Below are 25,295 nucleotides of genomic sequence, written 5' to 3' on the forward strand. Positions count from 1 at the left end.
CTAGGAGACTCCTGAATAATCCCGCGTGGCGGTTGGCTGGTTGATCGTGGGTTTTTGGGATGATTGTGGGGTGCAGGGTCGCTCTGATGATCAGCGGGAAATCCTTGATGCGGAGTCGGTGACGGGGCATCTGCTCAAGGCGGGCAGTGTGTTCGGGTTCCTGGCTTCGCATCGGCGGGAGTTGTTCCCCGATGCGATGTTTCGTGATTTGTTCCCCAGCGGTCGGGGCCGCCCGAGTGTGCCCGCCGACGTGATGGCCGCGGTGATCACGTTGCAGGCGTTGCACGGTCTGTCCGACAGCGAGACCGTTGATGCGGTGACCTTCGATCTGCGGTGGAAGACCGCGTGCGGGATGGCGGTCACCGACGCCGCGTTTCATCCGACGACGTTGACGTACTGGCGGCGCCGGTTGGCGGCCTCGCCGTCTCCGAATCGGATCTTCGAGGCGGTCAAGACCGTGATCGCGCAGACCGGGGTGTTGACCGGTAAGACCCGTCGGGCGGTGGACTCGACGATCCTCGACGACGCGGTCGCCACCCAGGACACCGTCACCCAGTTGATCGGGGCGATCCGCCGGGTCCGCCGCGAAGTCTCCGGCGCCGCCGAGGTGATCGCCACGCATTGCACCGCCCATGACTACGACGACCCGGGCAAACCGAAGATCGCCTGGAACGACGCACAAGCCCGGGAAACGCTGGTAGACGCGCTGGTCAGCGATGCGCACCGGCTGCTGGGGCATCTCCCTGATACCGAGCTGGGCCCCAAGGCGGCCGACGCGGTGGCGTTGTTGGCGTTGATCGCCGGCCAAGACGTCGAACCCGTCGAGGGCTCCGATGGCACCGACGGCCGGTGGCGCATCGCGCAGAACGTCGCTGGCGATCGGGTGATCTCGACGGTCGATCCCGACGCCCGGCACGCCCACAAGACGGTGCACCGCCGCCAGGACGGATTCAAGGCGCATGTGGCGATCGAGCCCGACACCGGGATCATCACCGACTGCGCGCTGACCAAGGCCAGTGGCACCGGCAGCGGCGACGCCGCGGTCGGGATCGATCTGCTGGCAGGTGAGCCGGAGCCGGTGCGGGTGCTCGCCGATTCTGCCTACGGTTCCGGGGAATTGCGTGCCGAACTCGCCGCCGGTGACCACGTCGACGTAGTCAAACCGGCACCGCTGCGCTCGGCAGTCCCGGGTGGGTTCACCGTCGACGACTTCACCGTCGACCACACCGCCCGGACGGTGACGTGTCCTGCCGGAGCAACCAGGAACATCACCGGCGCAGGCAACGCAATATTCGATTCGGCGTGTCGCAGCTGCGCGCTACGGGCCCGCTGCACCACCAGCGCCACCGGGAAGACGCTGCATCTGCGGCCACACGATGCGTTACAAAGGGCCGCACGCATTTCAGCCCAAAACCCTTACTGGCTCAACGAATATCGTCAATACCGGCCGATGGTGGAACGTTCCATCGCCTGGCTGACTCGAGGGAACCGCAAAGTCCGCTACCGCGGCGTCGCCAAGAACAATCACTGGCTGCATCACCGCACCGCAGCACTGAACCTGCGCCGATTGATCACCCTGGGCCTCGACCGTACCGACACCACATGGGCACTGGCCTAAAGCACTCGCTCAAGGCCTTGCGAGCACCACCCAACGACTGCAAAACTCGAAACGGCGGGGCGATCTCCGTGTCGACCTCAGGGTCTGACTTCACCAACGCCGCCACGCGGCTTCGAGACGCCCCGCCCCATAAACCCCTTATTCAGGAGTCTCCTAGAGCCGCTCCTGGACGAGCACGCCGCGCACGATCGATTCGATGGTGTCGAACTCGGCCTGACCGCTGATCAGCGGCGGGGCCAGCTGGATGACGGAATCACCGCGATCGTCGGTGCGGCAGTACAACCCGGCCTCGAAGAGGCCCGAGGACACCCGGCCCAGCAGCGAGCGGCGTTCCTCGTCGGTGAAGGTCTGCCTGGTCGCCTTGTCCTTGACCAGTTCGATGCCGAAGAAATATCCCTCGCCGCGGACGTCGCCGACGATGGGCAGGTCATAGAGCTTTTCAAGCGTGGCGCGCAGCGCGGGCGAGTGCTGTCGGACGCGGTCGTTGAGGCCCTCGCGCTCGAAGATGTCCAGGTTGGCCAGCGCGACGGCCGTCGACACGGGGTGACCGCCGAAGGTGTAGCCGTGCGGGAACATCGTGCCGCTGTCGTAGAACGGCTCGAACAATCGGTCGCTGGCGATCATCGCGCCCAACGGCGAATACCCGGACGTCAGTCCCTTCGCGCAGGTGATCATGTCGGGTACGTAGGCGAAGTCGTCACAGGCGAACATCGACCCGATGCGGCCGAACGCGCAGATCACCTCATCGGAAACCAGCAGCACGTCGTACTCGTTGCAGATCTCGCGAACCCGCTCGAAATACCCGGGCGGCGGCGGAATGGAGCCGCCGGCGTTTTGCACCGGTTCCAGGAACACCGCGGCGACGGTGTCCGGGCCCTCGAACTCGATCGCCTCGGCGATGCGGTCGGCGGCCCACTGCCCGAAGGCCTTCAGGTCGTTGCGAAACGGTTCGGGCGCGCGGTAGAAGTTCGTGTTGGGCACCCGGAAGCCGCCGGGCGTCACCGGTTCGAACGGCGCCTTGTACTTCGGCAGGCCGGTGATCGCCAACGCGCCCTGGGTGGTGCCGTGGTAGGCGACCGAGCGCGAAATCACCTTGTGCTTACCGGGTTTGCCGGTGAGCTTGAAGTACTGCTTGGCGACCTTCCACGCGGTTTCGACGGCTTCGGTGCCGCCGGTGGTGAAGAACACCCGGTTCAGGTCGCCGGGGGCGTAGCGGGCGAGGCGCTCGGACAGCTCGATCGCGGTCGGGGTGGCGTAACCCCAGAGCGGGAAGAACGCCAGCGTTTCGGCCTGCCGGGCGGCGGCCGCGGCGAGTTCGGTGCGGCCGTGACCGACCTGCACCGTGAACAGCCCCGACAGCCCGTCCAGGTAGCTCTTGCCGCGGTCGTCGTAGATGGTGACGCCCTCGCCGCGAACGATGACGGGCGCGGTGAACCCAGGGCCCTGCCGGGCGAAGTGCAACCACAGATTTCTCGTCATCGTCTCCGCAGCGTAACGCTAGGCTGGCGGTATGACCTCCACGCAGGTCACCGAATTCGAAGCCCTGCGGCCACATCTCATGGCGGTCGCCTATCGGGTGACCGGGACCGTGGCCGACGCCGAGGACATCGTCCAGGAAGCCTGGTTGCGCTGGAACGCGCAAGAGCGCTCGACGATCGCAGACCTGCGGGCCTGGCTGACCACCGTCGTCAGCCGCCTCGGCCTGGACCGGTTGCGGTCGGCGGCCCACCGCCGGGAGACCTACACGGGCAACTGGTTGCCCGAACCGGTGGTCACTGGCTTCGGCGATTCCCAGGACGCCGATCCGTTGTCTGCCGTGGTGGCCGCCGAAGACGCCCGGTTCGCGGCGATGGTGGTGCTGGAGCGGCTCAGCCCTGATCAGCGGGTCGCGTTCGTGCTGCACGACGGGTTCGCGGTGCCGTTCGCCGAAGTGGCCGACGTGCTGGGTACCAACGAGGCCGCGGCCCGCCAGCTCGCGTCGCGGGCCCGCAAGGCCGTCTCCGCTGAGCCCGCACCGAAACAGGATCCCAGCCACAACGAGGTGGTCGGCAAGCTGATGGCCGCGATGGCCGAAGGCGACCTGGACGCCGTCGTGGCGCTGCTGCACCCCGAGGTGACCTTGACCGGCGATGCAAATGGCAAGGCGCCCACGGCGATTAACGTCATCCACGGGGCGGACAAGGTCGCCCGGTTCATGTTCGGCCTGGCCCGCCGCTATGGCCCGGCGTTCTTCACCGCGAATCAGCTGGCATTGATCAACGGCGAACTTGGCGCCTACACGGCGGGCGGCCCGGGCAGCCCCGGTCCTGAGGGCTATTGGGTGATGTCGCCGCGGATCACCGCTATGACGGTGCGCGACGGAAAGGTCTGCGCCATCTGGGATATCGCCAACCCGGACAAGTTCACCGGGTCTCCGCTGCGAGCCACGGAACACGGCACGCATCACCCGAGTCGAAGCCCTGCTCGGTGATACCCAGCGCGGAGTTCACCCGTGCCCGCATGTTCTCCAGGCCGATCTGATAGGTCAGCTCGATCACGCCCGCATCGCGGAACCGGGTCCGCAGATCGGCGACCTGCTCGTCGGTGACGGTGTGCGGGTCGGTGGTGATCGCGTCGGCATAGGCGATGGCCGCGCGTTCGTCGTCGGTGTAGGCCGTTGAGGTGGCGTAGCTGTCGATTTCCTTGAGGCGTTCCACGTCGAGGCCGTCCAGACGCTGCAGCATCGACCCGAAGTCGACGCACCACGAGCAGCCGATCTTGCGTGCGGTCCAGAGCACCGCCAGCTCGCGCACGCTGGCCGGCAGCGTGCGCGACGCGCGCTGAATCATGGTTTCGTGCACGGCGCTGGCGATCAGGAGACGCCGGTGATGGGCGACGACGGCGAACGGTTCGGGGACTTCGCCATAGCGCCGCTTGGTGACCCGGTACATGGCGCGCGTCAGCAGGCCGGCGCGCTTCGGCGGTAAAGGCTCGATACGAGTTTTCGGTGTCATACCCCTCAGACGAGACGGCCCGCCAAAGTGTGACGCCGGATTCTTCAGCGCATGGGTTCTGGTCTGCAGCCCACGCGCGAAACTTAAACCGGGGCGACGTTCAGCGGCGTGTCGTGTGCGTGGTTTACGTGTCGCGGATGGCGGCCCAGCCGTCGCAAGGTTTCCATCCTGGACTGTTCGTCGAAACTTAAACCAGGGCGACATTTCTCGGCGTGTCGTGTGCGTGGTTTAAGTTTCGCGGCACGGCAGGCGCCCCAAGCTAACGCGAGAACAGCAGCGCGCGCTTGACCTCCTGGATCGCCTTGGTCACTTCGATGCCTCGCGGACAGGATTCGGTGCAGTTGAACGTGGTTCGGCACCGCCACACCCCGTCGACCTCGTTGAGGATGTCGAGGCGCTCGGCGGCGGCTTCGTCGCGGCTGTCGAAGATGAAGCGGTGCGCGTTGACGATCGCTGCGGGGCCGTAGTACTGGCCCTCGTGCCAGAACACCGGGCAGCTGGTGGTGCAGCATGCGCACAGGATGCACTTGGTGGTGTCGTCGTAGCGGGCGCGGTCGGTCGGGCTCTGAATCCGCTCGCGGGTCGGCGGATTGCCGCTGGTGATCAGGTACGGCTTGATCGCGCGGTAGGCGTCGAAGAACGGCTCCATATCGACCACCAGGTCCTTCTCCACCGGCAGCCCGCGGATCGGTTCGACCGTGATGGTCAGGGACTTGCCCGGCCTCCTCTTCTTTTCAGCCGGCAGCAGGTCACGCATCAGCACCTTGCAGGCCAGCCGGTTGACGCCGTTGATCCGCATCGCGTCCGACCCGCACACCCCGTGCGCACAGGACCGCCGGAACGTCAATGTGCCGTCGAGATAGCCCTTGATGTAGATCAGCAGGTTGAGCAGCCGGTCGCTGGGCAGACACGGCACCCGAAAGCTTTGCCACCCACCGGTTTCCGCGTACGCGTCGGGTTGGTCCGGGTTGAACCGGGCGATCTTGACGGTCACCATTACCGCGCCGTCGGGAATCGGCGGCAGGGGCGGTTCCAACGTCTCGACCTGCGGCTCGACACTGTCGCCTGCGGGCTCGACAGACATTAGTACTTCCGTTCCTTGGGTTCGTAGCGGGTCTGCACGACGGGCTTGAAGTCCAGCGCGATGTCGCTGAGCAGGTCGGTGCCCTGCTTGTAGGCCATAGTGTGACGCATATAGTTGACGTCGTCGCGGTTCGGATAGTCTTCGCGCGCATGCCCGCCACGGGATTCCTTGCGATTCAACGCGCCGACCACCGTGACTTCGGCCAGCTCTAACAAGAAGCCCAGCTCGATGGCTTCCAGTAAATCGCTGTTGTAGCGTTTTCCCTTGTCGTGCAAGGTGATCCGGGAGTACCGCTCCTTGAGCCCGTGGATGTCGGTAAGCGCCTGCTTCAGCGTCTCCTCGGTGCGGAACACCGCGGCGTTGTTGTCCATCGACTGCTGCAGGGCGCCGCGGATGTCGGCGACGCGTTCGTTGCCGTGCTCGGAGAGGATGTCGCCGACCCAGCCGACGACCATCGCCTCCGGTTCCGGCGGCATGTCGATGAAGTCATGTCCCCGAGCGTATGAAGCCGCCGCGATCCCTGCCCGCCGCCCGAAGACGTTGATGTCCAGCAGCGAGTTGGTGCCCAGCCGGTTGGCGCCGTGCACCGACACACACGCGCACTCGCCGGCGGCGTACAGGCCCGGGACGGTGGAAGTGTTGTCCCGCAGCACCTGTCCGGTGACGGTGGTCGGGATGCCGCCCATCACGTAGTGACACGTCGGGTAAACCGGCACCAGCTCCTTGACCGGGTCCACGCCCAGATAGGTGCGGGCGAATTCGGTGATGTCGGGTAGCTTGGCTTCCAGCACGTCCTCGCCGAGGTGGCGCACGTCGATGTAGACGTAGTCCTTGTGCGGGCCGGCGCCGCGGCCCCCCAGGACCTCCAGCACCATCGAGCGGGCGACGATGTCGCGTGGCGCCAGGTCGACGATCGTCGGGGCGTAGCGCTCCATGAAACGCTCGCCCTCGCCGTTGAGCAGCCGGCCGCCCTCGCCGCGCACGGCCTCGGAGATCAGGATGCCCAGCCCGGCCAGGCCGGTTGGGTGGAACTGGTGAAACTCCATGTCCTCCAACGGAAGTCCCTTGCGGAACACGATGCCGATGCCGTCGCCGGTCAGCGTGTGCGCGTTGGATGTCGTCTTGTACATCCGGCCCGAGCCGCCGGTCGCAATCACGACGGCCTTGGCATGAAAGACGTGGATCTCGCCGGTGGCCAGCTCGTAGGCGACCACGCCGGTGGCCACCGGACCCGTCGGGGTTTGGGTGAGCACCAGGTCGAGCGCGTAGAACTCGTTGAAGAACTGCACTTCGTGCTTGACGCAGTTCTGGTACAGCGTCTGCAGGATCATGTGGCCGGTGCGGTCGGCCGCATAGCAGGCCCGACGCACCGGGGCCTTACCGTGGTCGCGGGTGTGCCCGCCGAAGCGGCGCTGGTCGATGCGACCTTCGGGGGTGCGGTTGAACGGCATCCCCATCTTCTCCAGGTCCAGCACCGCGTCGATGGCTTCCTTGCACATGATCTCGACGGCGTCCTGGTCGGCGAGGTAGTCGCCGCCCTTGACGGTGTCGAAGGTGTGCCATTCCCAGTTGTCGTCTTCGACGTTGGCCAGCGCCGCGCACATGCCGCCCTGGGCCGCGCCGGTGTGGCTGCGGGTTGGGTACAGCTTGGTCAGCACCGCGGTACGAACGCGCGGACCCGCCTCCACCGCGGCCCGCATTCCGGCACCGCCCGCGCCGACGATCACCACGTCGTATCGGTGTTGCTGGATCAACCGGGCCGCCTCCCTCAGTCAGGAAATGTTGGGGTCAAATGTCAGCAGCACGTAGGTGCCCAGCACCAACGTGAACCCCATCGACAACAGCAGCAGGCTGTTGAGCCAGAAGCGGGTGGTGTCCTTGCGGCTGTAGTCGTCGATGATGGTGCGCAGCCCGTTGCCGCCGTGCAACTGCGCCAGCCACAGCAGCGCCAGATCCCAGAACTGCCAGAACGGCGACGCCCAGCGCTGCGCCACGTAGTTGAAGTCGATGCGGTACACGCCGTTGTCCCACATCAGCATGATGAACAGGTGCCCGATCGCCAGGACCACCAGCGCGACCCCGGAGAACCGCATGAACAGCCAGGCGAATTTCTCGAAGTTGGGGATGCCGGCGCGCCGGCGCGGCGAGCGGGGATTGTCCAGGCTGGCGGGGCGGTCGTGGCTGCGCTGACGGACCGGTGCCGTCTGGCCGCGCCCGAGTTGCAGGTCGGGGCTGCTCATCGCAAGTGCTCCCAGATGTGGATGCCGGTCACCACGCCGGCCGGAACCATGAGCAGCAGGAAAACGATGCCGACGATCAAGAACATCAACCGCTGGTAGCGCGGGCCCTGCGACCAGAAGTCGATCAGGATGATCCGGATCCCGTTCAGCGCGTGGAAGAGCACCGCGGCGATCAGGCCGTACTCCATCAGGCCGACGAGCGGGGTCTTATAGTCGCCCACCACCGCGTCGTAGGTCTGCGGGCTTACCCGCAGCATCGCGGCGTCCAGGACGTGGACGAATAGGAAGAAGAAGATCGTGGCGCCGCTGATGCGGTGCAGCACCCACGACCACATACCGGGGTCGCCGCGATACAGCGTGCGAGGTGGTCGTCGCTTCCGCGATGATGGCGGTGCTGCCGGTACTGAGGTAGGAGAAGCCGGATTCACGGTTGTCGCCTTCGGAGTCACCAAGTCCTCACCGCCTTCTCGGACATTTCAAGACGCTAAAGCCGGGCAATCGAGCTTAACTTGACAAGATTGCGCGCGGTACCAACCGACGGAGTTCCTCGGCTGGTGTGTTGTCAGCGAGTTAAGGTTGCGGGATGCCTGCTGAAACGTGTCTGGGCTAGCCGACATGTCGCCAGATATCGATTGGGATCTGTTGCGGGACAAGGCGATTGAGGCCTGCGCCGGGGCTTACGCGCCCTATTCACAGTTCCGGGTGGGGGCGGCCGCGCTCGTCGACGATGGCCGGGTGGTCACCGGATGCAATGTGGAGAACGTCTCATATGGCCTTGGTCTCTGTGCCGAGTGCGGCGTGGTGTGCGCGCTTTATGCGACCGGCGGCGGCCGGTTGGTGGCGCTGGCATGCGTCGGCCTGGACGGCTCCCCGCTGATGCCCTGTGGGCGGTGCCGTCAGGTGCTGCTGGAGCACGGCGGACCCGAGCTGCTGATCGCCCATCCGGCCGGGGCGCGCCGGCTCGAAGACCTGCTGCCCGACGCATTCGGTCCCGACGATCTTTTTCCCGAGGCGCGGGAACCTTCTTGACCGACTTCGGGTTCGACGCGCCGACCGTGATCAGGACCAAGCGCGACGGCGGCCGGCTGTCCGATGCCGCCATCGACTGGGTCATCGACGCCTACACCGACGGCCGGGTCGCCGACGAACAGATGGCGGCGCTGTTGATGGCCATCTTTTGGCGCGGCATGGACCGCGGCGAGATCGCCAGGTGGACCACCGCGATGCTGATGTCGGGCGAGCAGATGGATTTCAGTGATATTAGTGATCTGCGGTCGCCTACCGTGGACAAGCATTCCACCGGTGGGGTCGGCGACAAGACCACCTTGGCGTTGATACCCATCGTCGCTGCCTGCGGCGCGGCGGTGCCCAAGGCGTCCGGCCGCGGGCTGGGCCATACCGGCGGCACGCTGGACAAGCTGGAATCCATTTCGGGCTTCACCGTCGAGCTGTCCAAGCAGCGAGTGCGCGAGCAACTGTGCGACGTGGGTGCGGCGATCTTCGCCGCCGGAGACCTGGCGCCCGCCGACAAGAAGCTGTACGCGCTGCGCGACATCACCGCGACGGTCGAGTCGCTGCCGCTGATCGCCAGCTCGGTGATGAGCAAGAAGTTGGCGGAGGGCATCGGCGCGTTGGTGCTCGACGTCAAGGTCGGCGCCGGGGCCCTGCTGGGGTCCGAGGCGGCCAGTCGTGAACTTGCGCACACCATGGTGGAGCTGGGCGCCGCGCACGGGGTGCCCACCCACGCGTTCCTGACCGACATGAACAGCCCGCTGGGCGCGACCGTCGGGAATGCGCTCGAAGTCGCCGAGGCGATCGAAGTGCTGGCCGGTGGCGGGCCGCCGGACGTGGTGGAACTGACATTGCGGCTGGCCGAAGGGATGCTCGAACTGGCCGGCGTCGACGGCCGCGATCCCGCTCAGACGCTGCGTGACGGCACCGCGATGGACCGATTCCGCCGACTGGTCAGCGCGCAGGGTGGCGACCTGTCGGTGCCGTTGCCACTCGGTGCGTATGCGGAGAACGTGATCGCCTACCGTAACGGGACGATGGCCGATATCGACGCGATGGCCGTGGGCCTGGCAGCGTGGCGGCTCGGCGCGGGCCGATCCCGCCCGGGCGGACAGGTGCAGTCCGGCGCGGGCGTCAGGATCCACCGGCGTGCCGGGGACCCGGTCGTTGCCGGTGAGCCGGTGTTCACCCTGTACACCGACACCCCGGAGCGCTTCGGCGCCGCGATGGCCGAACTGGACGGCGCGTGGAGCGTCGGCGATACCCCGTCGCAGGCGAGGCCGCTCATCATCGATCGGATCACCCAGTGACATCCGGGCCGCTGGACCTAGAGCAGATCAGGCAGGCGCCCAAGGCCTTGCTGCACGATCACCTCGACGGCGGGCTGCGGCCGGCGACCGTGCTGGACATCGCCGGCCAGCTCGGTTACGACGGGCTGCCCGCGACGGAGGCCGACGAGCTGGCGACGTGGTTTCGCACCCAGTCGCACAGCGGCTCGCTGGAGCGCTACCTGGAGCCGTTCTCGCACACCGTGGCGGTGATGCAGACGCCCGAGTCGCTGTACCGTGTCGCCTACGAATGCGTGGAAGACCTGGCCGCCGACTCGGTGGTGTATGCCGAGGTGCGGTTCGCCCCCGAGCTGCACATCAATCGCGGGATGTCCTTCGATGAGATCGTCGATGCCGTGCTGTTGGGTTTCGCCGCCGGCGAGCAGTCCTGCGCCGCCGCCGGCCGTCCCATCACGGTGCGCCTGCTGGTGACCGCGATGCGCCACGCCGCAGTGTCGCGGGAGATCGCCGAGCTGGCAATCCGGTTCCGGGACAAGGGCGTGGTCGGATTCGACATCGCCGGTGCCGAGGCCGGCAACCCGCCCACCCGGCACCTGGACGCCTTCGAGTACATGCGAGACCACGACGCGCGCTTCACAATTCATGCCGGCGAGGCGTTCGGGCTGCCCTCTATCCACGAGGCGATCGCGTTCTGCGGTGCTGACCGGCTCGGCCATGGGGTGCGGATCGTCGACGACATCGACGTCGTCCAGGGTGGCGGTATCCGGTTGGGCAGGCAGGCATCGATCTTGCGGGACAAGCGAATTCCGCTGGAGCTGTGTCCCAGCTCGAACGTCCAGACCGGCGCGGTCAAAAGCATCGCCGAGCATCCGTTCGACCTGCTGGCCCGGGCGCGCTTCCGGGTGACAGTCAACACCGACAACCGGTTGATGAGCGACACCACGATGAGCCTGGAGATGCATCGCCTGGTGGAGGCGTTCGGCTACGGCTGGAGTGACCTCGAGAGGTTCACCATCAATGCGATGAAGTCGGCATTCATTCCGTTCGACGAGCGGCTGGCGATCATCGACGACGTGATCAAGCCGCGGTACGCGGTTCTCATCGGCTAGGGCGTAGAACGGCGGTGTCTCCTCGCCGGCCGGTGCATTGCAACACTTTTCGCGCGTGGTGCGTGCCATCCTGTTGTGCTGGCGTTCGGCGGCGGATGCGATGGGTGCGATTGTCGGCTCAGGTGTGGACAACGCACCGGTCGGCGCGCACAGCCTGAGGAACAGCAGGGCACCTAGCGCGATGCATCCGCGCGGACCGGCAGGCTCGTTTCAGCGGTGCCAAGGGCACAGGTCGGTGATGGCGATCCTGACGACCTGCGTCGCCCCGTTTGGACCGAGCCCCGGATTGTCCGCCAAGAACTGGTTGGCCATCTCCTGTGGACTGAGGCCTCCGTCCATCAGGCCACACATATCCAAGCCCTGATCCGCCGCCACCGTGTTACCCCTGGCGTCCGTGAGTCCGGTCGCAGCGATATCCGTCACGAACGCACGCAATCCGCAGCCCGGAGTCGGCTGCGGTCCAGACCCGTGGAAGCATCCCGGTGGCGGATCGGCGTTCGCGTCAGGGACGGCAGCCAAAGCTGCGACCGCCAGGACGGCGGCACCAACTCTCGCGACCTTTCGCGGCGCGCCGACAGCATTGAAACAACGCCTCCTGGCCGCCCAGATGATGCCAACACCCTTTGCCATATCCATGGCCCCCTAGCGAGGAACGATGTGGTGAACTTCTCGGCCGGCTGTCCTCCGGCCCGCCGAAAACAGTAGACGTAGCCCGGTGAAATCGCCTGGCAATTTCCAAAAATTCACGTGCTCAGGCCTGGGAAGCCACCGACGGCTGTCAGCAGTGCAACGGCGCGTTGGTGCGCGGGATCTGGGTCTCATGCTGGTGAGGTCGGCCAGATTACGCCGGATCTGTGCGCGGGAAGGCGTAGCGGATGCCTGACCGAATAACGAGGATCTTGGCCCCCGGATTTACCGACGAAACGTCGCGCGCAGCGATTCGAAACCCTGCAGCGTGTTGTTCAACAGCGGGACCGGGCTGGCGACGCCGATGCGGGCGACTTCGGGGATCATCGCGTGCAGCAACGCGTGCATCTCCATCTTGGACAGGTGCATGCCGACACAGGCGTGCGCGCCGAACCCCCATCCGAGGTGGGTTCCCTTGCGGTGCAGCGAGAAGACCTCGGGTTGGTCGAACTGGGTTTCGTCCATGTTGGCCGACGCGTAGAGCAACACCACACGCTGGCCCTCGCGCAGGACGACGCCGTCGATCTCGGTGTCCTGCTTGACCATTCGCGTGAAACCGCGCACCGGCGAGCCGAGGCGGACCGCTTCGACCGCAGCCGCCGGCACAAGATCGGGATTATTACGAAGTTCTTTCCATACGTCGGGGTTGGTACCAAGGCTCCACAGCAGCTGCGCGGATGCCAGGACCGTGGTGTCGAGGCTCGGGCCGATGAAGTCGACCACCATCGCCCTGGCTTCCGCCGGACTCAATGCACCATCCCGCCCCGCCGCGAGGAGCGATTCGGCCCACCCGCCGGGCTTCACGTTGCCCGGGCGGATGGACCGCGTGTAGTACCAAAAACTCAACCCGGCCGGCGTTGCCATCAAGGTTCGCAGGTTGGCCGGGCCCAACACGTCAAACCCGGCACGGCCATATTTGAGCATTCGGTCGTGGTCGATATCCACACCGACCAGATCGGCGACGACCCGGATCGGAAGGTGCGCGGCGAATTCGGAAACCCCGTCGAACTCGCCGCGGCGGCACAACTTGTCGATGAGCGTGGACGCCTCGGCATGCAGCACCGGATCAACGGCACAGAGCGCCTTGGACGACAGGGATTGCCACAGTTGGCGGCGCCGTTTGACATGGGCTTCGCCGTCGCTGGCAAGGGTGGTACCAGCCGTCAGCGCATTGGTAAACGGATTGGCGGCGACACCGTTGCCGCTGACATAGGTCTGGTCATCGCCAAGTGCCTGGCGGACATCGCGGTAGCGGCCCATGACCCAGAGTCGGTGCTTCGGCAGCCAGACGGCGGCTCCCGCCTCGCGGATACGACGGTAGGTCTCCGCGGGCTTGGCCAGCGCTTCTCTGCTGTAGAGATCGAGCGACAGCGTAGGCACCCCAGTCCTGGCACTGTCGCGCAACATTCGACTAGTGAACAACACTTTCGGACCGGTCTGTAGCCGTTTGACACCGCGTTCGCGCGGTGTGAGTGCCTCGCGGGAGGGTGTTATGCCATGTTCGGGATGAAAAGAAAACTCGAAACGGCGTTCGCTGAATTAGCGGCCTTAATGATAATGCCGCCAGCGACAGACCTGGCCGCAGACCTGATGACTGCATTCGGGCCCGACGGACCAAAGCCTGGAAAGGAACTCAGCAGGAGCGACCTCAACGGCTGGATCCTTCCTCAGACGCTGCAGATGCTCCCTCAGTACGAGCACAGGCTTTCCCCGCAACCGCAGCAGGCCCCGCAGGTTGTAGCGCGGATGGGCGACAGGGGTCCGCGGTTGGGGATGGAGCTGGCCGGATATTAGAGGCCGTGCAGCTGTTAGAGCATGCCGAACTGATCTATGAAAGCAAGCGGACGCAAGAGAACGACAATTTCAGCGCTACCCAGTTCGGCTTGGCGACCCTGGCCAAGGGAAGGGCCGCCGTTAGGCAGCGCATCAAGGACCGGACCGGCCTGTAGTTTCTTGACGGACTGGGCGCCCTTAGAAGGGGGAGAAGGGTGGGACTCGTCGTCGTCCGATGCACTGAGAAGCGCCAAATAGGCTTCCGCCCAATGCTTTCGGCGAGATTCGCGGGTGATGGGTTTATCCGGCGGCCAATCAGGGTATAGCCGGTCATGTCTCCCAAGAAATTACCCACGCGCCAGTACGCCGGCGGCCGGCACACCTTTGGACCGGTTACGACCATGGCGGCGCTCGGCCTAGGCGCGTGGGGTGGCTCGGGCATCGCCCACGCCGACAACAACCACGAGCAGCAAGCGTGCGCGCTGATGGACGATCACGCCACCGCGATCCACCTGGGCTACACGGCGACGCCTGTGCAGTACGCGTTCGCGGTGCTTTCCACCGAGATGCCGCCCGAGGACGCGGCGCACGTCCTGGCGGCTGCGACTCGTGACGACTGTCCCAACCACGCGGCCGACCTGCCGCCGAACTGGTTCTAGGCAGCACGTGCTCAGGACGCGAACTTGACGGCGGGCCGCAAGGCCATCAGGTTGGTGAGGTGAAGTTGCCCCTGCTGGGACCCGTGTCGCTCACGGGCTTCCAGAACGCCTGGTTCTTCTTGTTCCTGCTGATCGTGCTCCTGGTCACCGGAATCTACGTCGCGCTGCAGTACGCCCGCCGTCGGCGGGTGCTGCGGTTCGCCAACATGGAGGTGCTGCAGCGGGTCGCGCCGGCCCGCTCCGGCCGGTGGCGGCACGTGCCGACGATTCTGCTGGTCACGTCGCTGGTGCTGCTGACGACGGCAATGGCCGGGCCGACGTCGGACATCCGGATTCCGCTCAACCGCGCCGTCGTGATGCTGGTCATCGACGTCTCGGAGTCGATGGCCTCCAATGACGTGCCGCCCAGCCGGCTGGCCGCGGCGCAGGAGGCCGGTAAGCAGTTCACCGACGAGCTGACGCCGGCGATCAACCTCGGACTGGTGGAGTTTGCCGCCAACGCCACGCTGCTGGTGCCTCCGACGACCAACCGGGGCGCCGTGAAGTCAGCGATCGACGCCCTGCAGCCCCTGCCGAAAACCGCGACGGGGGAAGGCATTTTCACCGCGCTGCAGGCCATCGCCACGGTCGGCGCGGTGATGGGGGGCGGCGACGGTCCGCCGCCCGCGCGCATCGTGCTGGAATCCGACGGCGCCGAGAACGTGCCGCTGGACCCCAACGCGCCGCAGGGAGCCTTCACCGCGGCCCGGGCCGCCAAATCCGAGGGAGTGCAGATATCGACGATCTCCTTCGGGACGCCCTACGGCACCGTTGTTTACAACGGTGCCACCATTCCGGTTCCGGTCGACGATCAAACCCTGCAGAAAATCTGCGAGATCACCGACGGTCAGGCATTCCACGCCGACAGCCTGGATTCGCTCAAGGACGTCTATTCGACCCTGCAGAAGCAGATCGGCTATGAAACCGTGCGTGGCGACGCCAGCGCCGCCTGGATGCTGCTCGGTGCGGTTGTCCTGGCCGGTGCCGTACTGGCCGGTCTGCTCGTCAACCGCAGGCTGCCCGCCTGAGGCCGAGAACGATCAGGACCGGTCACGTCGGAAGCCGCCGATTGATCAACAGCGCCAATGCCGTGGCGATTATCGCGACGATGACACCGAGGCGCAGCCACCCGGCACTTCCGGGCCCGGGCACAACGCGATACCCGATCTCGTTCTCGATGGCGTTATAGCTCTTGTTGAGTTCGCTGACGTTGCTGGCGCTATAGGACTGCCCGCCGGACAGCTTGGCGATGGTCTTCATCTGGTCCGCGGAAACGGGGACGGCTACGCGTTGTCCGTCCATGACGATGTCGCCGTTCTGTGTGCCGAAGGCGATCGTCGAGATGGGCACTCCGTGATCCTTGGCCAGGCGCGCCGCGGTGAAGGCACCGTCATGCGGGTCGTTGGGATCGGTTGGCCGGTTTTCCCCGCCGTCGGACAGCAGCACGATGCGGGCCGGCGGCGGGGTGTCCCCACCGGCCACGGCCGTGGCTTCGATCGCATGCAGGGCGGTGAAGATGGCCTCACCGGTCGCGGTGCCGTCACCGAACTGGAGATTCTTCAACGCCTCGAGGGTCGCCTGGTGCTGCGGGGTCGGGGGAACCAGCAGATAAGGCGTCCCCGCGAAACCGACCAGGCCGAGATTGATGCCCGGCGTCAGCTGCTTGGCGAACTGGCCGGCCGCCTCCTCGGCGGCCTTGAGCCGGGTGGGCTCGACATCGGTGGACCGCATGGAATTCGACATGTCGATCGCCAGCATGATGACGGCGCGGTTGCGCGGTATGCGCATGTCATGGGTGGGCGTGGCCAGCGCCACGGTCAGCAGGACCAGGGCGAGCAGCGACACGGCGATCGGAAGATGCCGCCACAGCGACTGCGGCACCTGGGCCTCGGTGAACCGGCGCAGGCGTCGTCGGCGCCGAGCCTGGACGACGACATAGACAGCGAGCAGCGCCAGCGGTACCAAACCGAACAGCAACATGCCCGGGCGTTGGAACCCATACAGCGGTAAGGGGCCGATTCCGGGAAGCGACACTCGGCTCACCTTCCCGTTTGGCAGCCCCTTGCGAAGGCCGGAGGACGCTGCCGCCAGTAAAGATGAGTCTCGGTGGTCCGTCAAACGCGCCGGCGACAGGGCCGGTCGGGGCCGGTAGGGGCCGGTCGGGCGCTATTCGCGCCGCAGGCGCGATTCCACGAACCGTTCCAGCTGCTCCCACTCCCGCACCGCCGCGGAATACGGCGCCGAGGGCTTGCTGACGGAGTCGGGCTCCAGCACGGAGGCCACCAGCTTGCCCAGCGGCCGGCCCGTTTCGAGCGCCTTGTCGACGGTGCTCTCCTCGGAGTAGTCGCCGATATCGCGGAGCAGCTCGACGGCCAGCTCGAGCTGGTCTTTATCCACGGCGTCGGGCCCATCGGCGAAATCGTCGCCCAACCCGCTCAGCACGTAGATGTTGTCGTCGGTGATGTCGACGGCCAGTGAGCCGTCGGTGGCGGCGGTACGGATGTCGTCGTAGGTGCTCAGATCGGACAAGTCGTGGTCGTGTTCGTCGGCGAGGTAGCGCGCCAGCGCCCGTTCGGAGCTGAACACGCTGATCCGGCCATTGCGGCCCAGGAAGATCGGACTGTCGTCCAGGTAGCAGCGAAGCGTGTAGAAGGTGCCGGAATCCGTCATGATCCGGATCGGGTCGATACCCACCTGAAGCCAGAAGTCATCTTCGCTGCCCAGCACGACGGTGTCGCCCTCGGCGCGGGCATCGCCTTCGTCGTCGGCGTCTTCGGTCTCGTCTTCCTCGCCTTCGTCGTCTTCGCCCTCTTCTTCGCCTTCTTCGTCGGAATCTTCGTCAGCCGCCTCATCTTCGGGCTCGTCAGCGGCTTCTTCGTCTTCACCGCCGTCTTCCTCGGTCTCTTCAGGGGGCTCTTCGGGCTCCTCGGCCAGCTCGTCGGCGGCCTTGGCCGAAGCATCGGCGTCGACTTCGGGTGTGCTGATGATCTCCTCGATCGCGCTGAGCACGTCGTCCCAGCTTCGCCCGATGATCGTGGCGATCGAATTCCAGCGTTTGTGGCCGGCCTTGCCGGCGAAATGGTCGATGCCGGCGGACACCGTGCCCAGGTCCGGATTGCCGTTGAAGAACTTCGACACCGCCGCCAGTTCGCACACCGATCCGATGGACGACACGATCGCCAGCGCGGCCGCCAGCGTGTTCACCGATTCCGCGGTCGGCTTTTCGGCCACCAGTTCCTCGACGGCGATGAGGTCGAACTGCTTGTCTTCCGCGGGTTCGAACGTGTGCGCGTGGGCCGAGGTCAGGTCGTCCCACGCCGGGTGGTCGACGAGATCGTTGTCGGAATCGGTGCGGACGAATGCGACCAGGTCAGCGACGGTCTCAAAGCCGAACAGGTCCTCGTCCCTACCCAGAAACGCCTCCCACTCGTCGCCGGCATCACGCCAGCGAGGCGCCCACACGGTATAGCGGTCACCAGCGGACAGGCTCAGGCGGATGGGTACGAGGTCGGCCATGCGGCACAGAATAGCGACGGCGGGCGAAGGTGCCCGGCCCGGTAGCGGTTACCCGCTCCAAATGCTGGCGATTGGGGGAGCGATTGCCGCGTTGCCCGTCTTGGGTAGCCCGTACATCTGCTCCAGCGTGGACAGCACGTTGTAATGGCTGATCTGCTCGCTGTAGGTGCCGGGTTGCACGCGGGCGCCGTAGATCACCGTGGGGATCTGGTTGCGGGGGCCTCCGTCGTCCTCGTCCCAGGTCACGATCAGCAGGCTGTTGTTGGCCTGGGCCCAGTTGGCATAGCCAGCGAGCTGGCGGTTCAGCCAAGCGTCGCCCGCGGCGATCGAGCCGTCGTGCATGTTGTCGTCGTTGTTGGGGATGACGAACGACACCGTCGGCAGGTTCGCGTAATTCGCCGGGTTTCCGGCGGACGGGAAGGCGGAGAACGGCACCGAGTTCGCCGGCGGCACATTGCTGAAGTTCGCCCACGGCACGTGTTTGCGTGCGTACTTGCCCGCGCTGCAGACGGGCGATCCGACGGCGGGCAGGTCTTCGGCATAGCCGCCGAATGTGTAACCGGCAGCAAGCAATTCAGAAGCCAGGTTGGGCGCGGCGCCGGCGTTGACCGGGCAGACGTCCTTCGTCACGCCGAATGTGTCGCCCGCGAACAACGCCAGGTAGTTCGGCTCACTGGGATGCGTCTCGGCGAACGACTGCGCCATCAGCGCGCCGCCGGCGGCCAGCGCGTTGATGAAGGGCGCCGACTTGTTGCCGATGATGTTGGCCTGCGAGCGGTTCTCCTCGATCACGATCACCACGTGCGACGGCGTCGGCAGCACCCCCGCCGCCAGCACCACCCGAGGGGTGACCGGGTATACCAGCGCCACTCCATAGATCGGCGCGAGCAGCACCGCTCCCAACAGTCGCAGGCCTCGCACCGGGGGAGTATACGAACGGATTTCGGCAACCGGCGGGACGGACGCAAGCGTGTCAGCGCGACTACTTCTGATTGTTATATAGGGTCAGAACCCGTGGATGTGAGCGGCGATGTGACTGTCATAGACCACCCGCTGGCCGCCGTGCGGCTGACCGTACTGCGCGACGAACGCACCGACAACGCGACCTTTCGGGCGGCGCTGCGGGAACTGACGTCGATGCTGGTTTACGAGGCCACCCGGGACGCGCCGAGTGAGGTGGTCCCGATCCGCACTCCGCTGGCGCAGACGACGGGGTCGCGGCTGGCCAAGCCGCCACTGCTGGTTCCCGTGCTGCGCGCCGGACTGGGCATGGTCTACGAGGCGCATGCCGCGATACCGGAGTCGCGCGTCGGATTCGTCGGCGTGGCCCGCGATGAGGAGACCGCGCAGCCGATGCCGTATCTGGAATCGCTACCCGATGACCTGAGCGATCTGCCGGTGATGGTCCTGGACCCGATGGTGGCCACCGGCGGCTCGATCACGCACACCATCGGGCTGTTGCTGCGTCGCGGCGCGACCGACATCACCGTGCTCTGTGTAGTGGCTGCGCCGGAAGGCCTTGCGGCACTTGAGAAAGCGGCGCCGCAGGTGCGCCTCTTCACCGCGGCCGTCGACGACGGGCTCAACGAGATCTCCTACATAGTCCCGGGTCTCGGCGACGCCGGCGACCGCCAGTTCGGCCCTCGTTAGTTCACCCCGAATTACCACTGCCGCACCTCGGACACCAGCTCGTCGCGCAGCGCTTCGGCCCGTTCCCGGGCGGCTCTGAGATCGCCGGTCACCGCGTGCCGAACCTCCGTGTAGCACTTCAGCTTTGGCTCGGTCCCCGATGGCCGCACCACCACCCTGACCGACATGTCGGCGTCGCCGCCGGTGAAGATCAGCGCGTCGGTGATGTCAGTGATAGAGGCGGTGAATCCGGCCAGCCGATCCGGCGGGGCGGCGCGCAGCCGCCACATCAAGTCGGCGGCCGCGTCGGAGTCGGCGACCCGGCGCGACACCGCGGCGACTTCGTGCACGCCGTGGCGGCGGGCGAGCTCGTCCAGCGCGTCGGGCACCGAACGGCGCTGCTTTTTCAGCGCCGCCACCAGATCGCACACCAGTACCGCCGCGCTGATGCCGTCCTTATCGCGCACGGCGGCGGGGTCCACGCAGTGCCCGATCGCCTCCTCGTAGGCGTACACCAGCGTGCCGGCGGGCATGTTCTTGTCGGCACGCGCCAGCCATTTGAAGCCGGTGAGGGTCTCGACGTGTTTCGCGCCGTGGCGCGCGGCGATCGCCGCCAGCATCCGCGACGACACCACCGTGCTGGCAACGACAGGGTTTTCGGGAAGACGATGCGACAAGATGTAATCGCCCAGCAGCCAACCGGTTTCGTCACCCGACAGCATGCGCCATCCCGACGCCCCCGATATCCCCGAGGGTATCCCGACCGCGCATCGGTCGGCGTCGGGATCCAGCGCGATCGCGACGTCGGCCCTGACGTCTACGGCCAGCGTGAGCAGTGCGTCGGTGGCTCCGGGCTCCTCGGGGTTCGGGAACGCGACAGTGGGGAAGTCGGGATCGGGCGCGAACTGCGCCCCGACGGCATGCACATGATCGAAGCCGGCGCGGCGCAGCGTCTCGACGGCCACCGCGCCGCCAACGCCGTGCAGCGGTGTCAGGGCTATGCGCACCGAGCGCACCGAACCCGCGGAGCGCCGCACCCCGGCCGCACGCTCGATGTAGCGCTCGATCAGGCCGCGGTCAGTGGGTTCGACGGGTTTGCGGGCGATCCGGTCGGCGAAAGGCGCGGCGGCCATTGCGGTTTCGATCGCAAGGTCGGTGGGGGAGACGATCTGGACGCCGCCGTCGAAATACACCTTGTACCCGTTGTCGGCCGGCGGATTGTGCGAGGCCGTGATCTGTATCCCGGCGGCCGCGCCGGTATGGCGCACCGCGAAGGCCACCACCGGCGTGGGCACCGGGCCGGGCAGCAACAGGACCGAAAAACCCTCGGCGGCAAGCACTTCAGCCGTCGCAGTGGCAAAGACCGCCGAGCCGTGCCGAGCGTCGCGCCCGACGATCACCACCGAACCGGCGAGATCGAGATTCCTTAGCACCTGTGCCACCCCCCAGGTCGCACGCAACACCACCGCGAGGTTCATCGCGTCCGGTCCGCCGCGCACCGGTCCGCGCAATCCCGCGGTGCCGAACGCGAGTGGTCGGGCGAATCGCGCGGCGAGTTCCTCAGGACCACACGCGGCGAGTTCGGCGGACGTCCGCGGGTCGGGATCGTGCGCGATCCACTCCTCGGGCGTCACCTGATTCTCCAGGTCAAAGCCGGGGCATGCGCTCGATGATCGCGGCCAGCAGAGAGCCGATCCGCGTCGCCGACGCGGCCCCGACCGCCAGCACATCGGCGTGGCTCAGCGGCTCACCGGTGATGCCCGCGGCCAGGTTTGTCACCAGGGAGACAGCCAGCACCTCGGCGCCGGCCGCCCGGGCCGCGATGGTCTCGTGCACCGTCGACATGCCCACCAGGTCGGCGCCGAGCATCCGCAGCATCCGGATTTCCGCCGGCGTCTCGTAATGCGGGCCAGGCAGCCCCGCGTAGACGCCTTCGGCCAGCTCCGGGTCGAGGTCGCGGGCGAGCTTTCGAAGCCGCGGCGCGTACGCGTCGGTCATGTCGACGAACTGCGCGCCGATCAGCGGCGAACGCGCCGTCAGGTTCAGGTGGTCGCTGATCAGTACCGGCTGACCGACGGCCATGTCCGGGCGCAGCCCGCCGGCCGCATTGGTGAGCACGATGACGCGCGTCCCCGCCGCGCAAGCCGCCCGTATCGGGTGCACGAGATGCGTGAGGTCATGCCCCTCGTAGGCGTGCACGCGACCGACCAGGACCAGGACGCGATGCTGGCCGATGCGCATCGACAGCAGCTCACCGGTGTGCCCGACGGCGGTTGGCGGCCGGAAGCCGGGCAGGTCGGCCTGCGGCAGCACGGTGGTCGGCGTGCCGAACGCCGCGATTGCCGGGGACCATCCCGACCCGAGGACGATGGCCACGTCGTGCTCACCGACGCCGGTGCGCTCAGCGATGGCGTGCGCTGCCCGGCGCGCGAGTTCGCCGGGGTCGGGCAGGGTTTCGGCCACAGTGGGCGAGCTTAGCCCGGCATGTGTCAAGATCTGTCGCATGGGTTTTGCTAGGTGGCCGGTTGTTGTCCTGGCTGTCGCTGTTGGCGTGTCGGTGGCCACGATCATGTGCGGTCCGGCGCCAAGGGCACGAGCCGACGGATGTCCCGATGTCCAACTCGTCTTCGCGCGCGGGACTGCCGAGCCGCCCGGCTTGGGGGCGGTGGGGGATGCGCTGTTCGCCGCGCTGCAGCCCGCCCTCGGCTCGCGCACGGTCGAGGCTTATCCGGTGAACTATCCGGCCAGCTATAACTTTCTGACCACCGGCGACGGAGCCAACGACGCGCGCGACCACATCGCGCAGATGGCCGGGCAGTGCCCGTCGACGCGGCTGGTTCTCGGTGGCTTCTCGCAGGGCGCCGCCGCGGTCTCGATGCTCGCGGGGGTGCCGCCGCTGGGCAACACCATAGGCAACTTCGGATCGGCTCCCGCGCTGGATCCCGGTCTGGCCGGCAAGGTCGCCGCGGTTGCGGTGTTCGGGAATCCCGGCAACCGCTTCAACACGCCCCTGTCGTCGACGGGTCTGTTCGCCGGCCGTGCCATCGACCTGTGCAGCTCCGGTGATCCAATCTGCGTCGTCGGCGGTCGCGATCGGGACGCGCACCACGACTACGACGCACCGCCCTACCCCGGCCAGGCGGCGGGATTCGTCGCGGGACTGGTGTGAGCTCACTGAATCTCAAGCCGACGCGCCTCGGTGAGATACTGCGAACATGCCTGTAGCCAGTCCACTGGACCTCGTTGAGGATGTGGTGCGGCGTCGTGGCAGCGACCTGGTCGAGCTGTCCCACGCCATCCACGCCGAGCCGGAGCTGGCATTTGACGAACACCGCAGCTGCGCCAAGGCGCAGGCGCTGGTGGCCGAACGGGGTTTCGAGATCACCGCGCGCGCCGCTGGCTTGGACACCGCCTTCCGCGCCGACTTCGGCAGCGGACCCCTGGTCGTCGGGATATGTGCCGAATATGACGCGCTGCCCGAAATCGGACACGCGTGTGGCCACAACATCATCGCCGCCTCGGCGGTGGGCACCGCGCTGGCGCTCTCCGAGGTCGCCGATGACCTCGGGCTGAGGGTGGTATTGCTGGGAACTCCCGCCGAGGAAGCCGGCGGCGGCAAAGCGCTGATGCTGCAGGCCGGCACGTTCGATGACGTCGCCGTGGCGGTGATGGTGCATCCTGGCCCGACCGACATCGCTGCGGCCCGCTCGCTGGCCCTGTCCGAAGCGATCGTGCACTACTTCGGCAAGGAATCGCATGCCGCCGTCGCGCCGTTTTTGGGAATCAACGCCGCCGACGCCGTGACGGTCGCGCAGGTGGCCATCGGGCTGCTGCGGCAGCAACTGGCGCCGGGGCAGATGATGCACGGCATCGTCACCAACGGCGGGCAGGCGGTCAACGTCATCCCCGGGCACACCACGCTGCAATATGCGATGCGGGCGATCGAATCGGACTCGCTGCGCGAGCTGGAGGGCAGGATGTTCGCATGCTTTGCCGCGGGCGCGCTGGCCGCCGGCTGCGAATACGAAATCGACAACCCGGGGCCCGCCTACGCCGAACTCAAGCCCGACCACTGGCTCGCTGATATCTGCCGCGACGAGATGCGCCGACTCGGCCGCGAGCCGGTGACCCCCGAGGTCGAGGCCGCGCTGCCGATGGGCAGCACCGACATGGGCAACGTGACCCAGGTGCTGCCGGGGATTCATCCGGTGATCGGTGTCGACGCCGGCGGCGCCACGGTTCACCAGCGCGCCTTCGCCGCCGCTGCCGCGGGTCCCAGCGCCGACCGCGCCGTTGTCGACGGCGCGATCATGCTGGCGCGCACGGTCGTGCACCTCGCGCAGAACCCCGCCGAGCGCGACCGGGTGCTGGCGGCACAGCAACTCAGGACTAGTGGGGCGGCCGGATGAGCCTGACCGACACCGCCGAATCCTGGCTTGCCGCACACTACGACGACCTGGTCGGCTGGCGGCGCCACATCCACCGCTACCCGGAGTTGGGTCGTCAGGAGTACGCCACCACGCAGTTCGTCGCCGAACGGCTGGCCGACGCCGGGCTCAACCCGAAGGTGCTGCCCGGCGGAACCGGCCTGGTGTGTGATTTCGGTCCCGAGCACGAGCCTAGGATCGCGCTGCGCGCCGACATGGACGCACTGCCGATGGCCGAGCGGACCGGGGCGCCGTACGAATCAACGATGCCCAACGTCGCGCACGCCTGCGGTCATGACGCGCACACCGCGATCCTGCTCGGAACGGCGCTGGCCCTGGCGTCGGTGCCCGAGCTGCCCGTCGGGGTGCGGCTGATCTTCCAGGCCGCCGAGGAGCTGATGCCCGGCGGGGCGATCGACGCGATCGCGGCCGGTGCGATCATCGGGGTAGCGCGAATCTTTGCCCTGCACTGCGATCCGCGGCTCGAGGTCGGCAAGGTCGCGGTGCGGCAGGGCCCCATCACCTCGGCGGCCGACCAGATCGAGATCACGCTGTATTCACCGGGTGGGCACACGTCGCGTCCACATCTAACCGCCGACCTGGTCTACGGGCTGGGCACGCTGATCACCGGGCTGCCCGGGGTGCTGTCACGCCGCATCGACCCGCGCAACAACACCGTGTTGGTGTGGGGCGCGGTCAATGCGGGTGTGGCGCCCAACGCCATCCCGCAAACCGGTGTGCTCGCCGGCACCGTTCGCACCGCCAGCCGGCACACCTGGGTCGACCTGGAAGGCATGATCCGCGAGGTCGTCGCCGGCCTGCTATCGCCGCTGGCGATCGAACACACCCTGCAATACCGGCGCGGCGTGCCGCCGGTGGTCAACGAGGACGTCTCGACCCGCATCCTCACCCACGCGATCGAAGCCGTCGGCCCCGATGCGCTCGCCGACACCCGACAGTCCGGCGGCGGCGAGGATTTCTCCTGGTACCTCGAGGAAATTCCGGGCGCGATGGCGCGCTTGGGCGTGTGGTCCGGCGAGGGCCCGCAGTTGGACCTGCACCAGCCGACCTTCGACCTCGACGAGCGCGCCTTGGGAATCGGCGTGCGCGTGCTGGTCAACGTCATCGAGCAGTCGGCGGATTTCTAGCCTTCTCCAACCGCTCTAACCGCGAGCGTGCGTGTTTGTGCACGGCGCGCCGCTTCCGGTTGGCAATCGGCGC

25 protein-coding genes and 1 pseudogene are annotated in these 25,295 nt (G+C 66.9%); 13 read left to right on the top strand and 13 right to left on the bottom strand.

The window, feature by feature from the left end:
* Positions 1-70: 70 nt before the first annotated feature.
* Positions 71-1,618, top strand: coding sequence for an IS1182 family transposase (locus ACLP9N_RS06725; RefSeq protein ID WP_442404803.1), 1,548 nt, complete (start codon positions 71-73; stop codon positions 1,616-1,618).
* A 153-nt stretch (positions 1,619-1,771) separates the two neighbouring features.
* Here ACLP9N_RS06725 and ACLP9N_RS06730 read toward each other — a convergent pair whose 3' ends face one another.
* Positions 1,772-3,097, bottom strand: a complete 1,326-nt coding sequence (locus ACLP9N_RS06730; RefSeq protein ID WP_442406657.1) for an aspartate aminotransferase family protein — start codon at positions 3,095-3,097, stop codon at positions 1,772-1,774.
* A 31-nt stretch (positions 3,098-3,128) separates the two neighbouring features.
* Here ACLP9N_RS06730 and ACLP9N_RS06735 point away from each other — a divergent pair, with 31 nt between their 5' ends.
* Entirely contained in the window at positions 3,129-4,088 is a 960-nt protein-coding gene (locus ACLP9N_RS06735; protein WP_442406658.1) for a sigma-70 family RNA polymerase sigma factor, read from the top strand.
* On the opposite strand, the pseudogene ACLP9N_RS06740 reads toward ACLP9N_RS06735, so the two are convergent.
* The 5 genes and pseudogenes from ACLP9N_RS06740 to sdhC form a co-directional block, all read right to left on the bottom strand.
* Positions 4,021-4,647: pseudogene (locus ACLP9N_RS06740) on the bottom strand (carboxymuconolactone decarboxylase family protein); the annotation flags it as partial. The gene ACLP9N_RS06735 and the pseudogene ACLP9N_RS06740 overlap by 68 nt on opposite strands.
* A 223-nt stretch (positions 4,648-4,870) precedes the next feature.
* Positions 4,871-5,695 carry a succinate dehydrogenase iron-sulfur subunit gene (locus ACLP9N_RS06745; RefSeq protein ID WP_442406659.1) on the bottom strand — a complete coding sequence of 275 codons (825 nt, stop codon included), beginning with the start codon at positions 5,693-5,695 and terminating at the stop codon, positions 4,871-4,873.
* Positions 5,695-7,449 (bottom strand): succinate dehydrogenase flavoprotein subunit, encoded by a 1,755-nt coding sequence (gene sdhA, locus ACLP9N_RS06750; protein ID WP_442406660.1) that lies wholly within the window; start codon positions 7,447-7,449, stop codon positions 5,695-5,697. Before sdhA ends, ACLP9N_RS06745 begins: the two co-directional genes overlap by 1 nt.
* A gap of 18 nt (positions 7,450-7,467) precedes the next feature.
* Positions 7,468-7,935: a succinate dehydrogenase hydrophobic membrane anchor subunit gene (locus ACLP9N_RS06755; RefSeq protein ID WP_442406661.1), complete on the bottom strand. Its 468-nt coding sequence runs from the start codon at positions 7,933-7,935 to the stop codon at positions 7,468-7,470.
* On the bottom strand, positions 7,932-8,270 hold the full coding sequence (gene sdhC, locus ACLP9N_RS06760) for a succinate dehydrogenase, cytochrome b556 subunit (RefSeq protein WP_442406662.1): 339 nt from the start codon (positions 8,268-8,270) through the stop codon (positions 7,932-7,934). The genes ACLP9N_RS06755 and sdhC overlap by 4 nt, the downstream gene beginning before the upstream one ends.
* Positions 8,271-8,550: 280 nt before the next feature.
* On the opposite strand from sdhC, the gene ACLP9N_RS06765 reads away from it, so the two are divergent.
* The 3 genes from ACLP9N_RS06765 to ACLP9N_RS06775 are packed head-to-tail and all read left to right on the top strand — an operon-like array spanning position 8,551 to position 11,344.
* Positions 8,551-8,964 (top strand): cytidine deaminase, encoded by a 414-nt coding sequence (locus ACLP9N_RS06765; RefSeq protein ID WP_442406686.1) that lies wholly within the window; start codon positions 8,551-8,553, stop codon positions 8,962-8,964.
* Positions 8,961-10,256 (top strand): thymidine phosphorylase, encoded by a 1,296-nt coding sequence (locus tag ACLP9N_RS06770; protein ID WP_442406663.1) that lies wholly within the window; start codon positions 8,961-8,963, stop codon positions 10,254-10,256. The genes ACLP9N_RS06765 and ACLP9N_RS06770 overlap by 4 nt, the downstream gene beginning before the upstream one ends.
* Positions 10,253-11,344: an adenosine deaminase gene (locus tag ACLP9N_RS06775; RefSeq protein WP_442406664.1), complete on the top strand. Its 1,092-nt coding sequence runs from the start codon at positions 10,253-10,255 to the stop codon at positions 11,342-11,344. Before ACLP9N_RS06770 ends, ACLP9N_RS06775 begins: the two co-directional genes overlap by 4 nt.
* Positions 11,345-11,554: 210 nt before the next feature.
* Here ACLP9N_RS06775 and ACLP9N_RS06780 read toward each other — a convergent pair whose 3' ends face one another.
* Both ACLP9N_RS06780 and ACLP9N_RS06785 read right to left on the bottom strand, forming a co-directional pair.
* Entirely contained in the window at positions 11,555-11,767 is a 213-nt protein-coding gene (locus tag ACLP9N_RS06780) for a DUF732 domain-containing protein (RefSeq protein WP_442406665.1), read from the bottom strand.
* A gap of 489 nt (positions 11,768-12,256) precedes the next feature.
* Complete coding sequence (locus ACLP9N_RS06785; protein WP_442406666.1) at positions 12,257-13,411, bottom strand: cytochrome P450; 1,155 nt, start codon at positions 13,409-13,411, stop codon at positions 12,257-12,259.
* Positions 13,412-13,621: 210 nt separating this feature from the next.
* Between ACLP9N_RS06785 and ACLP9N_RS06790 the strand changes: the two genes are divergently transcribed.
* The 4 genes from ACLP9N_RS06790 (at position 13,622) to ACLP9N_RS06805 (ending at position 15,530) form a co-directional block, all read left to right on the top strand.
* Positions 13,622-13,825 carry a hypothetical protein gene (locus tag ACLP9N_RS06790; RefSeq protein WP_442406667.1) on the top strand — a complete coding sequence of 68 codons (204 nt, stop codon included), beginning with the start codon at positions 13,622-13,624 and terminating at the stop codon, positions 13,823-13,825.
* Between the two features lie 5 nt (positions 13,826-13,830).
* Positions 13,831-13,980 carry a hypothetical protein gene (locus ACLP9N_RS06795; RefSeq protein WP_442406668.1) on the top strand — a complete coding sequence of 50 codons (150 nt, stop codon included), beginning with the start codon at positions 13,831-13,833 and terminating at the stop codon, positions 13,978-13,980.
* 156 nt (positions 13,981-14,136) lie between these two features.
* Positions 14,137-14,463 carry a hypothetical protein gene (locus ACLP9N_RS06800; RefSeq protein ID WP_442406669.1) on the top strand — a complete coding sequence of 109 codons (327 nt, stop codon included), beginning with the start codon at positions 14,137-14,139 and terminating at the stop codon, positions 14,461-14,463.
* A 59-nt stretch (positions 14,464-14,522) separates the two neighbouring features.
* Positions 14,523-15,530 carry a VWA domain-containing protein gene (locus tag ACLP9N_RS06805; RefSeq protein WP_442406670.1) on the top strand — a complete coding sequence of 336 codons (1,008 nt, stop codon included), beginning with the start codon at positions 14,523-14,525 and terminating at the stop codon, positions 15,528-15,530.
* 22 nt (positions 15,531-15,552) lie between these two features.
* Here the strand turns inward: ACLP9N_RS06805 and ACLP9N_RS06810 are convergent, their stop codons facing one another.
* From ACLP9N_RS06810 to ACLP9N_RS06820, 3 genes are all read right to left on the bottom strand, one after another.
* A complete protein-coding gene (locus ACLP9N_RS06810; protein ID WP_442406671.1) occupies positions 15,553-16,536 on the bottom strand; it encodes a VWA domain-containing protein in 984 nt (327 codons plus the stop codon).
* A gap of 132 nt (positions 16,537-16,668) precedes the next feature.
* The gene (satS, locus tag ACLP9N_RS06815) at positions 16,669-18,018 is read right to left on the bottom strand and encodes a protein export chaperone SatS (protein WP_442406672.1); all 1,350 of its coding nucleotides are present in this window, start codon (positions 18,016-18,018) and stop codon (positions 16,669-16,671) included.
* Between the two features lie 48 nt (positions 18,019-18,066).
* Complete coding sequence (locus ACLP9N_RS06820) at positions 18,067-18,960, bottom strand: alkaline phosphatase family protein (RefSeq protein ID WP_442406687.1); 894 nt, start codon at positions 18,958-18,960, stop codon at positions 18,067-18,069.
* 78 nt (positions 18,961-19,038) lie between these two features.
* On the opposite strand from ACLP9N_RS06820, the gene upp reads away from it, so the two are divergent.
* Positions 19,039-19,668, top strand: coding sequence for a uracil phosphoribosyltransferase (gene upp, locus ACLP9N_RS06825; RefSeq protein ID WP_442406688.1), 630 nt, complete (start codon positions 19,039-19,041; stop codon positions 19,666-19,668).
* 11 nt (positions 19,669-19,679) lie between these two features.
* Here the strand turns inward: upp and ACLP9N_RS06830 are convergent, their stop codons facing one another.
* Both ACLP9N_RS06830 and ACLP9N_RS06835 read right to left on the bottom strand, forming a co-directional pair.
* Positions 19,680-21,281: a phospho-sugar mutase gene (locus tag ACLP9N_RS06830; protein ID WP_442406673.1), complete on the bottom strand. Its 1,602-nt coding sequence runs from the start codon at positions 21,279-21,281 to the stop codon at positions 19,680-19,682.
* Between the two features lie 13 nt (positions 21,282-21,294).
* Positions 21,295-22,110 (bottom strand): purine-nucleoside phosphorylase, encoded by an 816-nt coding sequence (locus tag ACLP9N_RS06835; RefSeq protein WP_442406674.1) that lies wholly within the window; start codon positions 22,108-22,110, stop codon positions 21,295-21,297.
* Positions 22,111-22,198: 88 nt separating this feature from the next.
* Between ACLP9N_RS06835 and ACLP9N_RS06840 the strand changes: the two genes are divergently transcribed.
* The 3 genes from ACLP9N_RS06840 to ACLP9N_RS06850 are packed head-to-tail and all read left to right on the top strand — an operon-like array spanning position 22,199 to position 25,222.
* Entirely contained in the window at positions 22,199-22,816 is a 618-nt protein-coding gene (locus ACLP9N_RS06840) for a cutinase family protein (RefSeq protein WP_442406689.1), read from the top strand.
* Positions 22,817-22,862: 46 nt separating this feature from the next.
* Positions 22,863-24,056: a M20 family metallopeptidase gene (locus ACLP9N_RS06845; protein WP_442406675.1), complete on the top strand. Its 1,194-nt coding sequence runs from the start codon at positions 22,863-22,865 to the stop codon at positions 24,054-24,056.
* Complete coding sequence (locus ACLP9N_RS06850) at positions 24,053-25,222, top strand: M20 family metallopeptidase (protein WP_442406676.1); 1,170 nt, start codon at positions 24,053-24,055, stop codon at positions 25,220-25,222. Before ACLP9N_RS06845 ends, ACLP9N_RS06850 begins: the two co-directional genes overlap by 4 nt.
* Positions 25,223-25,295 lie beyond the last annotated feature (73 nt).

The sequence above is a fragment of the Mycobacterium sp. genome, assembly GCF_052144515.1.
Lineage (GTDB): Bacteria > Actinomycetota > Actinomycetes > Mycobacteriales > Mycobacteriaceae > Mycobacterium.